This is a genomic window from Enterococcus sp. LJL99 (genome assembly GCF_054871725.1).
In genome coordinates, this window is record NZ_JBTXLT010000006.1 from 67,710 (window position 1) to 82,387 (window position 14,678).

Sequence of the window (14,678 nt, forward strand, 5' to 3'; positions counted from 1 at the left end):
TTTAGTTTTTTTGATCCAAATAGAAATCTGAATTAGAACATTTGAAATTTTCATATTTTGTACCAAACATAGTGAAAAAAAACACAAAAACAAGCATCACTTTGACAAAAATTTCGCCTCAAGTTGATACTTGCTTTTAAAAACATATAAATTTCCACTCCAAATTACATATCAATCGTTATTTAATTAATACTTACTAAACTATTTTAATTCCCATGTTATGCCTCCTAATGTTTAACAGTGCAGATTTATTATAATACAAACCAGAGGTCAATTAACTAACAAAATTGTCACATCACTAACAGGTTTGTTATTAAATTTTTTTCTAAATTAAATGACTCTATAACAATCTTTGTGTGTGAACATTCTTATCTTTAATGACGTGAGTAAAAAGTGATGTAAAAGCGGCTAATTCCGAGAAATAAAAAGAAATTTGTGAAAATGACAAACAAAAAGTCCCGAATACAATCTGTCATTCTTTTTCAACTAAAATTATAGAAAGACTAAACAAAAAAATCAAAGGGAGTAAAAAAGTTGCTTATGAGTATCTCAACTTCTACCATTTTCGTTCACGTATTTACAGTATTCAAGATCTTATTTTTTCACAAACATAACGGAAGATATAACCAATATCCACTTATATTATTAGAAAAGCTCAGAGCAAAACCAGAAGAATTCTGATTTTATTCCAAGCTTTACGATTGTATTCAGTTGTTTGTATTTGTATCACCAACACAATTTGACATAGAACTGATTAAACTAAAGCTAAGTGTTCCTTTAAAGAATAGATAATCTGTTCAATAAAAAACTAGTTTATTCAGCTGCATAAGCATTGCCATTCATCATTGAAGAACATTTGTAAATCACTACACTACTAACAATCAAATTAAAACTAATCACGATGATGGCCATTACTGGTAAATTCGTCATCACATCTCCTGTCATACGATCAATCAACCAAATCAATCCAAAACTAGGTGTGCAAGCGACTACTACTGTTAACATACGCAAGCTTTGTTCTAACAATTTATTTGATTGATTTTTTAAAAAACGGATTCCAAAAATATCTGATGCATAAAAAACAAATACAAAAGATGCGATAACAAAGATAGCGATTACTATTTCAATAAGAGAAACATCAAACATAAAATAACTAGCTACAGTCATTGCCAAACTTAATAACAAAGTCTTAAGTAATGGAATATACAAACAGTTCAATAATTTTTTCAACGGATTACCAGGAATTAAATAAATGTAATTTACCTTTAGTTCTTCGACTAAAGAGTTCACTCCAGAAGTATTCATTAAATAAAACAAAATAAATCCACAATAGATAAGTAGATTAGGTGCCACAGTAAAACCAAGCATGCCAACAAAAAACAAACTCAGAAAATCTTGTTTAGTAAAAAGCTCACGCGATTTTTTTAATACTAACAAACTTTTAGAAAAAATAGCTCCTTCACCTTGTTGATAACTGACACTGGCAGCGTAAGTTTTCTTATTGTTGGCAACTGTTTCTCCACGCATTGCTTTTTTATAACTTTCGGAAAACTCAACCGCATCGACCATCGCTTTTTCGTAAAAATTACCCTTTGTATTAATCATCAGGATAGATAAAAGCAGCGCTACTAGAAGTAACAAACCTATTCCGACAAACAAAGCAACAGAATTACTATTTCCCAACCCTTCTAAAGCATATTTTGACCAGCCAAGAACAGGAACAAAATAGAATTCTTTACTAAGGATAAAATTGAGAAGCGCTGCTCTAATATCAAAATCACTTGAGAGGTACGCGTACCCGACAAAGACTAAGATGATTACAATAATAGCTAGTCCGATAAATTTTCTACTATTACTGACTTTTCCACGAATTAAATCTTTTAAATAAATATACTGTGACAATAATGAAAAGATAAAAATAACTAGCGTTGTAATCAATAGTCCGATAAAAAGATACGACAACGGCAGGATTGCTTTAGCTCCAACAGCAATAACAGGAAGAATCATACAGAATAATGCTGTAACAAAGCTTGAAAACAAACAATCGATCACACTATACAATAGAATTTGACGATTTGAAAACGGCCCAATAAATAGATAATAGGAATCTTCTTCAAAAAATAAGGCTTGTTTCTTTTGCAAAAAAATCATCAAAGAAATAAGGAGAGCCAAAAACAATAACGCAACCACAAAAATACTGGTCATCATCTCATCCATTGGTGCTTTTCCCTTTGTTTTAAAAATCGGTATCATTGTATAAATAGAAACCGCTACAATAATAAGTGTTAAGATTCCCGCAATTGGCTTTTTGAATAGTCCACGAATTTTGGCTTTTTTCTTAACTAAAAAGAGATTAAGCAGTGATTTCATTGACTTCACCTGTACTGTCTAACTCAAAAAACAGCTCTTTCAATGACTGATCACTTAATTGTTCTCGTTTTACATGGCGAATCATTTCACCTTTTTTCATGATATAGGCACTATCCCAAACATCTGCCACCATATCGATAATATGTGTACTCATCAAGATACTAACTCCAGAAAGTTTTAATTCTATTAAAATGTCTAAGGTATCTTGGATACTTTTTGGATCCAACCCCATCATCGGTTCATCAACTAACAACGCTTTAGGTTCAATCATTAACGCTAAGATCATCGATAGTTTTTGACGCATTCCTTTAGACAATTCTTTGGCTGCACTATTTCGTTTTTCAGTAAGTTTGAACAATGAAAGGTATTTGTCTGCTTTCGCTTGATAATTAGAAATTGCATAGGCATTCCCAATAAAATCAATGTGTTCTTGAATACTTAAAGCATCGTAGAGAACCGGTGTTTCAGGAATATAACCAAAACATTTTTTGGCTTCTACACTCAAATTGTTATAACCACAAATTTCGATTTCGCCTTCAAATTTTAGTAATCCGATAATACTTTTAATTGTCGTCGATTTACCAGCCCCATTTGAACCTAATAAAATCGTGATTTCTCCTGGTTTAGCAACTAAATTTATATTTTTGGCTCCAACACCATTCCCATAATCTTTGGTTAAATTTTTTACTTCTATCATTCTCTATCTCCTCCATTTTCTCTACTTAAATTTTATCAGGTAAGTGATGATTCGTTAGTAAATCACCCTGAATTGTCGTTTTTATTTCCTGAATGGTCAATTTTAATGAAGTGAGTCAAAAGTAAAAAATAGTTTTGTTTCAACCTAAAAACTCCATAACGATAAGTTTCAGCTAGATTACAAAAATATCTGTCGCTATATATTTCACACACTATCTGAATAACTACCTTCTAAAAAAAACAGTCTTTCTAAACTTCAATTACAATCTGTACTATTTCTATAAAAACTAGTTGCTTCATTTTATAAATAGCGTAAAATTGAACTATAGTTTTAATTTGAAAGGGTGGGGATAAGATGATTGAATTAATCAATCTTAGTAAAGATTACGGGACAAAACAAGCACTACATGGATTGAATTTAACGATTAAAGAAGGAGAAATTTTTGGTTTTTTGGGTCATAATGGAGCTGGTAAATCAACCACAATCAAAAGTATTGTCAGTATCATTCAACCTTCTTATGGCAATATCGTGGTAGACGGAATGGATCTTTTTCAACATCGTTTAGAAATAAAAAGAAAAATGGCTTATGTACCGGATACACCAGATATTTTTCTTCAATTGACAGCGAATGAATATTGGGATTTAATTGCCGCGGCTTATTTAATTGAAAGTGAGCAAAAACAAACGCGTCTAACTGAATTGATTTCTTTATTTGATATGGGACCTCATCAAAACGAAACAATTGCTAGTTTTTCTCATGGTATGCGCCAAAAAACAATTATTATCGGTGCTTTATTACCTGATCCAGATATTTGGATTTTAGATGAACCCTTACAAGGCTTGGATCCACAAGCACAATTTGATTTGAAAGAATTGATGAAAACTCATGCAAAAAAAGGAAAAACTGTCGTTTTTTCTACTCATGCAATGGATACAGCGCAACAACTTTGTGATCAATTAGCGATTTTAAAGAAAGGTGAATTGATTTATAATGGCTCGGTCGAAAATCTGTTAGCTCAATCTCCTAATGAATCATTAGAAACCATTTACTTAAAAATGGCAGGTCGTCAATCGAATGAACAACAATTGGAAACCTTAGGTGATAGCTATGAATAAACAACAGTTGCTTGAACTTACTCGAGTGAATCTGCGCTATGCCAATCCTCAAGTAACGAATCGATTTAGAAATAAAGGCAAAAACGGGAAAGACTTAACACGTTCATTAATTTCACAATATTTTCTTTCTGGTTTAATTTTTCTTTTCCTTTATGGTTTCCTGATGATTCTAACTGATTTCTCAAAAATGCCTGGCATGTTTACCTATTATGTAGCTTTATTTTCGATTTTAGCTTTTTCACAAGGTATTTCAGTCATCTATAACGTCTTTTTTGAAAGTCAAGATTTACAAGCCTATCTTCCTTTACCATTTAAACAAAATATAATTTTTATTGCTAAGATTATTGTTGTTGCGTTAACGATAATACCATTTGTTTTACCGATGTTTATCTTGTTTATTTTAACAGGTTGGCGGGCAAAAATTTTTATTCCACTAAGCATTATTTTAGCAATCATCGTTTTCTTATTGATATTAGTAATTATCTTCTCAATTTGTTGCTTGATTGTTTTTGGTTTGACGAAAACTAGTTTTTTTAAGAAACACAAAAAAATCGTCACAACTTTACTTTTAGTGATTTCAATGGCGACAGCTGCTGGTGGGGTTCTATTTATGAATCTTAACACTTCAGATTCTTCCACCCTTCAATTTGATCGAAATCCAATAGTCATTTTTATGCCTATTTACCGAATTTTCATGGCTCCCTTTTCTTTAAATGGTCTACTCAGCTTTGGTGGTTTAGTATTACTCGTTTTCCTTTGTATTGGCGCAATCAAATTATTTATTTTACCAAAACTTTATGAACAACTAACGGATGCAGCTACTGCAAAAGGAAATCCGCAACGAAAACATAAGGCAAATCAAAGTATCAGTCAATTATTGACAACCTATAATATTCAATTATTAAAAGAACCGAATTTAATTATGCAAGTTCTTACAAATTCTTTGCTCTTTCCAATGATTTTTATTATTTCATTTTCTATTGGTGGAACGATTAATTTAAGTAATTTAGACGTTCGCTTTATTGGTGTAGTATTTTTAACTGGTGTAGCTTTAGCAACCTTAACGGTCAATCAAACTTCTTTTATTTCTACTATGATTTCATTAGATCAAGAGAACTTTAATTTCGTGCAATCTTTACCGTTTTCTATGCATAAATATATGCAGCAAAAATTTATCGTTGGACTAGTTGTTCAATTCTTCTTAACAGGTGGAATTGCTCTAATTGCTGGTCTACTGTTTCACTTACCTTTACTCCTTTTGCTTGCCTTAATACTTGGAGCATGTTTAGGTTCTTATCTGTTTTCATTGCGTTATTTTTCACGTGACTTACGCTTACTGCTATTAGATTGGACAAATATTGAACAATTATTTAATCGCGGGTCAGGGAGTATGGGTTTAGTTTTAACGATGTTTCTTTCAATGATTGTCAGTATAATTATTTTAGTGCTTTACGGCTTCTTGGCAATCAAATTGCCTTTTTGGCCATTGAATCTTACAGTCTTAGTTCTTGTTATTGGAATTAGTATCGCTTGGGTTCAACACTATCAAAAAACTTTTTGGAAGAAATTTTAAAGAGCATAGTTGATTCAAAAAAATAAATAAAAAACAGTTAAGAAATCTAACTATCAACACTAAATTTCTTAACTGTTATTCTTATATTCACGAAAATAATTTTAACTAAATTTTAGGAGTAATTAGAACACTTCTAACGTTAATTACTGATTTACGCCGAAAAATTTTTGAGCAATCGTAACACTTTCTAATGCATCTTTTGCATAAAAATCGGCGCCTACAAATTCGCGGTATTCTTCATTTAAGACTGCTCCACCTACCATAAAACTTGGTGTTAAACCTGCTTCTTTAACAGCTTCGATTGTTTTTTTCATATTTTGAACCGTTGTCGTCATCAACGCACTCAAACCGACTAACTGAATCTTTTCTTTCTCAATGGTTTCAACAACCGTATCAATCGGAACATCTTTCCCTAAATCGATTACATCAAAGCCATAATTTTCCAACACCATTTTTACAATATTCTTCCCAATATCATGAATATCTCCTTCAACTGTTGCTAATAAAATTTTCCCATGGGTTTGATTCTCTTGTCCTTGCTTTTCAAAATAGTCCTTCAAGACTTCTTGTGAACGCTGGACTGCTTCAGCAGATTGAATCAATTGCGGTAAAAACAAATGACCTGATTCAAATTTACTACCGACTTCATTTAAGGCAGGGATAAAATATTGATTCACGATTTCTAAGGGTGTCAATGTTTCTAGTAATTTTTTTGTCAGTGACGGCGTATCTTCTTTTTGTCCTTTTAAAATCAATTCCTTTAAGTCTTGAGGATCAGCTATAGTAGTTCCTTGTTCTATCGCAATTCCTTGATTTGATTGAACTATGATTGGTTGACTTTTTTGAATAAATTCTTGCGCTTCTTTATCTTGATTTGAAATGACTTTTAAAGCTCTAACTGTATTCATCAAACTATCAGATAACGGATTGACAATCGGTGTCGTTAAACCAGAAGCTACTGCTGTTGCTAAAAAGGTACTGTTTAAAAGTTCGCGGTTTGGTAAACCAAACGAAACATTACTCAAACCTGCTACCGTCAAAACACTTAATTCATTTCTAAGTAACGCTAGTGTTTCCAACGTCACTTGCACTTGTTCTTGTTGCGCGGAAGCCGTTAAAACAAGGGGATCAATCATCACATCTTCTTTGGGAATCCCGTAAGATGCAGCCGTTTCTACGATTCGTCGCGCAATAGCTAAACGTTTTTCAGCTGTTTCTGGAATTCCTGTTTCATCCAATGCCAAGCCTAAAATAACCCCGCCGTATTTTTTTACAATGGGAAAAATCGCATCCATCGTTGCTTGTTTTCCATTAACCGAATTAATCAAGGGCTTGCCATTATAGTAGCGCGCTCCTGTTTCAATCGCTTCAATACTAGAACTATCAATTTGCAATGGTACGGTTACGATTCCTTGGATTTCTTGAACTGCCTGTCTCATCATCTGACTTTCATCGATTTCCGGCAAGCCAACATTTACATCTAAAATATCGGCACCTGCTTCAACTTGCCTAATTGCTTCTTTCAACAAATAGCTTAATTCATTTTTTCTAAGTGCTTCTTTCAAGCGTTTTTTTCCAGTCGGGTTGATTCGTTCACCAATCAAGTGTAGACCTTGATTTAAAAGAACTGTTTGACTACCTGAAGAAACTGCTGTAACTAGTTGCGGATTTAATTGTTGAACAGATGCTTGATCAACGATTTCACGTAATTCTTGGATAAATTCAGGTGTCGTTCCGCAACACCCACCAACAATTCGAACCCCTTTTTCAAGCAATGACTTGACTGCTGCACCATACTCTTTAACAGAAATCCGATACACCGTTTGACCATTTTCAATTTCTGGTAATCCAGCATTGGCTTGAACAATAACAGGTATTTTTGCATAGTTTAGCATCGCTTCTACAACTGGTAAAAGCTCTTTAGGTCCTAAAGAACAATTAACGCCTACTGCATTAATCCCTAAAGACTGCAAAGTAATCACCGCAGTAACTGGGTCAGTCCCAACAAATGTACGACCATCTTCTTGAAAAGTCATTGTACAAAAAATCGGTAACTGAGTATTCTCTTTGATTGCTAAAATCGCTGTCTTTGTTTCTAATAAATCCGACATTGTTTCTAAAATAATAACATCGGCACCTGCTTGCTCAGCTAAAATCGCTTGTTCTTTAAAAATATCATAAGCAGTATCAAAACTTAAGGTTCCCATTGGTGCCATTAATTGACCCAACGGCCCCATATCATAGGCAACATATTTAGGTTGCGCTTTTTTCGCTAACTTGATTGCTGCAAAAATAATCTCGGCTAATTCTGTTTGTGGTAGCTTGATTCGATTAGCTTGAAAAGTATTAGCAGTAATAATATCAGCACCTGCTTGAACATAGGCTTGATGAATTTTTGTTACCGTTTCAGGATAACTTAGATTAAAATATTCAGGCTCTAAACCAATCGGTAACCCCATTTTCTGTAACATCGTTCCCATCGCACCATCGAAAAGCAAATGACCTGTTTCCAACTCTTTTAAAATTTTCATATTTATCCCCTTTTATACTGACACGATTGATTCATAGTACAATCAACACACGTATTTTTTTTCCTTTTAGGTCGTGCAAGTTTTGGATCATCAAATAAACCAATAATCGCTGTTACAGATTTCCGTGGAATCATTAATAAGGTCTCAGATAATTGGATTCCTAGACGACGATCCGCTTCTAAAACTGCTAAAAAAGCTGGTTGAATGGTTAACGGTAGATCGCCATATCCTGGACTAAAGCGACGATTCATTGTAAGATTTTCTTTTTCAGCTTCTTGTTCTATCTGACATTCAGCCAAATCACAGATTTTTTCAACATATTCAGTACAACAAGCATCTAAAATAACACTCTTACTCATTTCGGTCAAAGAATAATAACGAATCCGGCGCTCTACTTCTATCCCCAAAGTTGCAGCTAATAAAACCACTTTTTCCGCATGTTTTAGGTGCTGATAAATAGAATTTCCCGTTAAAATTAAATCCGTTCCTAACACATGGATTTCTTGTTCGGTCTCTTTGGATTGGCACTCAAAAATCAAATAGGTATATCGAGGATGAGCAATCGTCTGAACTTCCTCTATCAACTGATCAATCTCTTTATCAATTGTTTCAGTCAGTTCTTGTTTTCTTTTATAGCCTAAATAGCGCAAAATTTCTTTTTTATTCAAAGGGAGCATTTTGATTAGCCTCCTCTTAAGCATTGCATAGCAGCTTTAGCGATTTCTGGTCGATTCATTGCGTAAACATGGATTCCTGAAACCCCATGAGAAACTAACTCTTCCATTTGTTTTAGTGCATATTCTAATCCCGCTTGACGTAAATCATTTGGCGAGTGTTCGTATTTATGAATAACTTTAATCAATTCTGCTGGTAGTGAAGAACCGCACATGAAAATCATCCGTTCAATTTGTTGCTTACTAAGTAACGGCATGATTCCTGCTGAAATCGGTGTTTGGATTCCCGCTTTTGCTACATCTTCTAACAAACGATAAAACACTTCATTATCAAAAAAAAGCTGTGAAATGAAAAAATCGGCTCCTGCCTCTGCTTTTTCTTGTAGATGCTTCATATTCTCTGAACAATCTAACTGAGTAATATGACCTTCTGGATAACAAGCTGCACCAATCGAAAAGTCGGTTGTTGATTTAATCGTTGTGATTAAATCTTTTGAAAAATGAAAATCTGCCGATTCAATGGTTTTATCAGCGGGAATATCCCCTCTTAAGGCTAAAACATTCTCAATTCCAGCTGCTTGCATATTAGTCAATAATTGCTGAATTTCTGCTTTCGTATTCGTGATACAGGTTAAATGATGCAATGCTTCCATGTTATAGTCATTTTTTATCAAAGAAGCTAGTTGCAAGGTTTGATTTGTTGCATCTGACCCACCAGCACCATAAGTAACACTGATAAAATCTGGCTTACATTCGCTTAATCCGTCCAATGTTTGATAAATTGACTCAATTGCTGCTTCTTTTTTCGGTGGAAACAGTTCTACAGATACAACTGGTTTTTGTTTTTGATAAAGTGTATGAATCGACATAATTTCCCCCAACCTTCTTACTTTTTATTTTTCATTTACATAGATAAAAATTACATTTTATACATGTTCATTTTGTAACATATATGGTAATAATACCACAATGCAACTATTTAAAGTATCACTGAATAGGAAAATTTTATATGAATGAGGAAGTTGGAACAAAAGTAACTTCTACAAAAATAAGCAACAAATCTTTAAAAATTCTCGACTGAGATTGAAGCATAGCAACTGTTTTGGCACGAACATTTTTCAAGAAACTAAAACAATTGCTTAGAATCGAGCAATTAGACAAAAAAACAGAACTTTGGAAAATCACCAAAATCCTGTTTTTTTGCTTTTATCTCTAATGTAAATTTTATTTTTCTTCACTATTAGTGGAAGCTGGTTGCTGTTTTTTAGATACTTCCAAATCAGAGCCTTGCATAATCTTTTTATTATAGTATTGTGATCCCATACTTAGCTCTTCAGTCATCGTATCAAAACCTAGTTGTTCAATTAAAGTTTTTTCTGAAGAAAAAAGATTTGTACCAAGTCCTAAGTGATTGCCTTCAATCTTCGCATCTAAAGCTGCTAATGTTGTTGGAAATAGATCCATTGTACTAAATTGACGATTTTTTGTAGAACTAGTAGTAATGGGAGCATTTAAAACAAGATTAAATACTGTTCGATCGTAGTTACTATCTTCATCCTTAAAAAAGTTTTTATCCATACTTAAATGGTCTCCAGACAAAATAATTGTCGTATTATCATAAAATGGTTGTTCCTGAATCCAAGCAATAAAATTCCCGATTAATTCATCTGAATAATGAATAACATTGCTATATTGATTATCAAATAGTTTTGGTGTATCGTCTGTTGAATAACCATCAGGAAAATGAGTGTCAGCTGTCAATAAAGTTAAATTAAAGGGTTCATCTGAATCAGCAAGTTCTAGCAAAGTTTCTTGGGCAAATTGAAATAATTTCTCATCTTCATATCCCCACCAAACTTTGTAGTCTTCTGGAATCCAGCCAACTTTTTGTGCATAGTTGTAATCTCTAATTTCATAATTTCCATGTTGCAGATAATATTTATCTCTACCAGAAAAACTTGCATCCGAACCGATTAACAACGTTTGATTGTACCCTTCTTTTTCAAGAATATCTCCTAACGAAGTTAGACCTGGCATAAAAGAAGTTGTTGCTCCATACTCATTTTCATTATATTGTCCAGTTACTTTCAAAGGAACTCCTGAACTTTGTCCAACCATCCCGCCAACAGTAAAGCCGACTCCTGGTAACTGTAAAGCCCCACCCAACGAATCAGTATTCGAAAAGTTGACTCCATCCGCAAGAGCTAACTGACTTAATTTTGGCATCAGGTTCTCCTCTTGACTTCCACCTAATTCTTTTGATAGAAAGGTTGTTTCCAGAGATTCGCAAAAAATATAAATCAAGTTACGCTTTTTTTTAGGAAAAGTAATTTTTGTTTCCTCAGGATCTACAAAATAAGTTTCATATAAAGTAGACTTTTCAAAAAAATAATTTTTAATATTTTTAAACCCAAATTGATCCGCTCCTAATGCTAAACCACAACCTAGAAAAATAACACTAGTCACTAAAAAAAGATAGAATTTTTTATTTGATTTTAGAAATTTATTTTTTGAAGCATTTAATCCTCTTTCTAAAAAGTAAATGAAAAACATGATGGAAGTTGTAAGAGTAAACGAAGTCAGCAAAGGACCTAGAAGAAAACTATCAATTTGGCCTTTATCACTTCCTTCAAGTGGTTGTGAGAGCGTATATAAAATTTCCTCAATGCCAACATTACCAAAATAGTCAACGGTCCATTTGGCAGAAAAATAGCTTAATGAGCCCACAAAAATAAAAACAAATATAAAAAATAGACTTATGAGTTTAGTATAGTTAAATCGCTTCTTTTTATTTGATCTTACCATATTGTTTACTATTTTTGGTTTTGGTATAAAGTTCATTATCTTTGCTATAGTTGCAAAAATAATAGCAATAATCACCATCACTAAATAAGTAAGTACGTAAGATTTTTTTAAGCTCAGAGAAAAAAATGCATTTATTTTTGTAAATGTTAATAGATTACATAGAAATAGACTTGTAGTTAGTTGGTAAATACTTGTCACTAGGGCTACACTTGTTCTAACTAACCAAGATCCTTTCAGTATAACTAATAAACAAAAAAACAATATTAGGCTTATAAAAATAGTTGCCACCTCCTTTGATATTATAACATACGGAGATAATAATATTAATTAGAAATCAAGTAGAAAGTCTTCTTCTAAATAACAAATTTCAATTCAAACTTTTGGTCATAGTTATTTATCAAAAAAATAGAAACCTCCGCTAAAACTACAAAATAGTTTTGAACCAAGGTTTCTATTCTAATCAGTTTCAACTAAGTAGTGTGTCAAATTCACTACTTAGAATAGTTGGGAAATCATGCTTGAATTATAATTTGCTAGCTGCTGCTTCATCAATAATAACAATCACATCTGAATGATCTTGTAAAACACTAGCTGGTAAATCGACAGAAACTGGTCCTTCAATTAATCCTTTAACAGCATCTGCTTTCGCTGCTCCAAATGCCATCAAGACCATTTTTTTACCTTTTAAGATTGAACCAATTCCCATTGAGATTGCTCTAGTCGGCACATCTTCTACTTTATCAAAATTACGTTTGTTCGCATTGATTGTTGATTCTGTTAATTCAACCACATGTGTTTTACTATCAAATGGAGTTCCAGGTTCGTTAAAACCAATATGTCCATTTTCACCAATTCCAAGGATTTGGATATCTACTCGATGTTCATCAACAATTGTTTCATAGTGTTTGCATTCGCCTTCTAAATCAGCCGTTTTTCCATTTGGAACAAACGTTTCTTTGAAAGGTTTTTTGTCAAATAATTGTTCTTGCATAAAGTAACGGTAGCTTTGTTTATCTGTTGCTTCTAAGCCAATATATTCATCTAAATTAACAGATGTCATAGCAGAAAAATCTAAATCACTCGTAACCATTTCTTTATATAATGTTTCCGGCGTACTACCAGTAGCTAGTCCAAGAACTTTTGCCCCATTATTCATACCTGCTTTAATGATTTCAAATGCTTTTTTTCCGCCTTCTTGCGCGTCTTTAACTTTAATAATTTCCAAGGTTATTCGCTCCTTCTCGTTTTTGGTATAGTCCAATTATAGCATGATTTTTTTTTTTTGACTAGTGGTATGGACCAAAAAACGTAAAACAAATTTATTATAGTAGTTGAGCTTAGATTACTATTTTTAATTTTGTCTATTAGATTATTACCACTAAACTTTATTCAAATATGAACCTCAAAAAAAATACTTCTCTAAATAAGACAACTTAATAATTCTATGTGAAAAGTAATTAGCCTCGAAAAACAAAAATGAATGGTGCAACATTAGCTTATTCACTATCTGTTACAACAATTTCAACTTATTTTATAAGCAACGAATTTTTTCCATGCTAAGAAAAAAAATTGCTTGTAAAATACGCTACTTCACCCCCTTTTTTTAACGGGTTTTATATAAATAGAAAAGAGTTCAAAAGACAGTTAGCATTGTCTTTTGAACCCTTTAATTTTTATAATCTCTTTATTGTGAATAACAAATGAATCAATAGTCAACTTAATTCATCATGTACTTTGTTTTTAGAGGAAGTTTGTTGCTAAACAACTGATAAATCAATGTTCTCCACTTAATAGAAGTTTTGTTATCATTTAATCGTTATTCTTCTTCTGCATAAAGAACCGTAGATAAATAGCGTTCTCCGTTATCTGGAATCAAGGCTAAGACTTTTTTGCCTTTGCCTAATTCTTTCGCTACTTTAAGTGCCGCAAAAACTGCAGCTCCACTTGAAATCCCTACTAAAATACCTTCTTTTTTACCAACTTCTCTTGCAGTTTCTAATGCTTCTTCGCTAGTTACAGAAATCACTTGATCATAAATATCTGTATCTAAAATAGAAGGAATAAATCCTGCGCCAATTCCTTGAATTTTATGTGGTGAAGGTTGTTCGCCTTGTAAAACAGCTGATTCAGTCGGTTCTACTGCATAAATCTTAATCTCAGGATACACTTTTTTCAACGCTTTTCCAACGCCTGTTACCGTTCCGCCAGTTCCTACACCAGCCACAAAGGCGTCAATTCCTTCAGTACCAAAAATTGCTTCGATTTCCTTCGCCGTTGTTGCTTCATGAATAGCGGGATTAGCAGGATTATCAAATTGTAAAGGTAAAAAGTAGCCATTTTCAGCAGCTAATTCTTTCGCTTTAGCAATTGCCCCTTTCATCCCTTGTGCCCCAGGTGTTAAAATCAGTTGTGCCCCGTAAGCCTTAATTAGTTTTCTTCTTTCAATACTCATTGTTTCAGGCATTACGATGATTACTTGATACCCTTTAGCAGCTCCTACCATAGCTAAACCGACCCCTGTGTTCCCACTCGTTGGTTCAATAATTGTTCCACCTGGTTTTAATTTCCCTGATTTTTCAGCTGACTCAATCATACTTAATGCAATACGATCTTTCACACTACCGCCAGGATTAAAAAATTCCAGTTTCCCATAAACTTCGGCATCTGCTTCGTTTGTCAATCGATTAAACTTAACGATTGGTGTCGCTCCAATTGCTTCAGTCACTGAATTATAAATGTTTGTCATAACAATCTCCTCCTATATATTTAACTACTTACTGCACAACGCTTCAATCATCACTTTTTGACGGTTAAATCATCTACTTCATTTAACTGCAACTCTATCTATTGATTCTCCTTAAATATACAAGACTTGAATTCGTTATTCAAGCACTCACTTTATAGGAAAAACA

The 14,678-nt window shown here is 33.1% G+C and carries 10 protein-coding genes; 2 read left to right on the plus strand and 8 right to left on the minus strand.

Going from position 1 to position 14,678, the window contains the following annotated elements; all coding sequences use genetic code 11:
* Positions 1 to 813: 813 nt before the first annotated feature.
* Together ACYSNW_RS10425 and ACYSNW_RS10430 are read right to left on the minus strand one after the other, a co-directional pair.
* Entirely contained in the window at positions 814 to 2,370 is a 1,557-nt protein-coding gene (locus ACYSNW_RS10425) for a putative ABC exporter domain-containing protein (RefSeq protein WP_461744437.1), read from the minus strand.
* The gene (locus ACYSNW_RS10430) at positions 2,354 to 3,067 is read right to left on the minus strand and encodes an ABC transporter ATP-binding protein (protein WP_461744438.1); all 714 of its coding nucleotides are present in this window, start codon (positions 3,065 to 3,067) and stop codon (positions 2,354 to 2,356) included. Before ACYSNW_RS10430 ends, ACYSNW_RS10425 begins: the two co-directional genes overlap by 17 nt.
* Positions 3,068 to 3,421: 354 nt before the next feature.
* On the opposite strand from ACYSNW_RS10430, the gene ACYSNW_RS10435 reads away from it, so the two are divergent.
* Complete coding sequence (locus ACYSNW_RS10435) at positions 3,422 to 4,183, plus strand: ABC transporter ATP-binding protein (RefSeq protein ID WP_461744439.1); 762 nt, start codon at positions 3,422 to 3,424, stop codon at positions 4,181 to 4,183.
* Positions 4,176 to 5,756: an ABC transporter gene (locus ACYSNW_RS10440; protein WP_461744440.1), complete on the plus strand. Its 1,581-nt coding sequence runs from the start codon at positions 4,176 to 4,178 to the stop codon at positions 5,754 to 5,756. Before ACYSNW_RS10435 ends, ACYSNW_RS10440 begins: the two co-directional genes overlap by 8 nt.
* Positions 5,757 to 5,899: 143 nt before the next feature.
* On the opposite strand, the gene ACYSNW_RS10445 is transcribed toward ACYSNW_RS10440, so the two are convergent.
* The 6 genes from ACYSNW_RS10445 to cysK all read right to left on the minus strand — a co-directional run bounded on the left by ACYSNW_RS10445 (position 5,900) and on the right by cysK (position 14,512).
* Entirely contained in the window at positions 5,900 to 8,287 is a 2,388-nt protein-coding gene (locus ACYSNW_RS10445) for a homocysteine S-methyltransferase family protein (protein WP_461744441.1), read from the minus strand.
* 2 nt (positions 8,288 to 8,289) lie between these two features.
* Positions 8,290 to 8,964, minus strand: coding sequence for a methionine synthase (locus tag ACYSNW_RS10450; protein ID WP_461744442.1), 675 nt, complete (start codon positions 8,962 to 8,964; stop codon positions 8,290 to 8,292).
* 5 nt (positions 8,965 to 8,969) lie between these two features.
* Positions 8,970 to 9,830, minus strand: coding sequence for a methylenetetrahydrofolate reductase [NAD(P)H] (gene metF, locus ACYSNW_RS10455; protein WP_461744443.1), 861 nt, complete (start codon positions 9,828 to 9,830; stop codon positions 8,970 to 8,972).
* Positions 9,831 to 10,185: 355 nt separating this feature from the next.
* Complete coding sequence (locus ACYSNW_RS10460; RefSeq protein ID WP_461744444.1) at positions 10,186 to 11,766, minus strand: LTA synthase family protein; 1,581 nt, start codon at positions 11,764 to 11,766, stop codon at positions 10,186 to 10,188.
* Positions 11,767 to 12,289: 523 nt separating this feature from the next.
* Positions 12,290 to 12,991, minus strand: a complete 702-nt coding sequence (nagB, locus tag ACYSNW_RS10465) for a glucosamine-6-phosphate deaminase (RefSeq protein ID WP_461744445.1) — start codon at positions 12,989 to 12,991, stop codon at positions 12,290 to 12,292.
* Positions 12,992 to 13,582: 591 nt separating this feature from the next.
* A complete protein-coding gene (gene cysK, locus ACYSNW_RS10470; RefSeq protein WP_461744446.1) occupies positions 13,583 to 14,512 on the minus strand; it encodes a cysteine synthase A in 930 nt (309 codons plus the stop codon).
* Between the last annotated feature and the right edge of the window lie 166 nt (positions 14,513 to 14,678).

What these genes read in the sequence shown, in the direction of transcription:
- ACYSNW_RS10425 (WP_461744437.1), bottom strand. Translation starts at nt 2,370, where the DNA reads ATGAAATCACTGCTTAATCTCTTTTTAGTTAAGAAAAAAGCCAAAATT.
- ACYSNW_RS10430 (WP_461744438.1), bottom strand. Translation starts at nt 3,067, where the DNA reads ATGATAGAAGTAAAAAATTTAACCAAAGATTATGGGAATGGTGTTGGA.
- ACYSNW_RS10435 (WP_461744439.1), top strand. Translation starts at nt 3,422, where the DNA reads ATGATTGAATTAATCAATCTTAGTAAAGATTACGGGACAAAACAAGCA.
- ACYSNW_RS10440 (WP_461744440.1), top strand. Translation starts at nt 4,176, where the DNA reads ATGAATAAACAACAGTTGCTTGAACTTACTCGAGTGAATCTGCGCTAT.
- ACYSNW_RS10445 (WP_461744441.1), bottom strand. Translation starts at nt 8,287, where the DNA reads ATGAAAATTTTAAAAGAGTTGGAAACAGGTCATTTGCTTTTCGATGGT.
- ACYSNW_RS10450 (WP_461744442.1), bottom strand. Translation starts at nt 8,964, where the DNA reads ATGCTCCCTTTGAATAAAAAAGAAATTTTGCGCTATTTAGGCTATAAA.
- metF (WP_461744443.1), bottom strand. Translation starts at nt 9,830, where the DNA reads ATGTCGATTCATACACTTTATCAAAAACAAAAACCAGTTGTATCTGTA.
- ACYSNW_RS10460 (WP_461744444.1), bottom strand. Translation starts at nt 11,766, where the DNA reads ATGGTAAGATCAAATAAAAAGAAGCGATTTAACTATACTAAACTCATA.
- cysK (WP_461744446.1), bottom strand. Translation starts at nt 14,512, where the DNA reads ATGACAAACATTTATAATTCAGTGACTGAAGCAATTGGAGCGACACCA.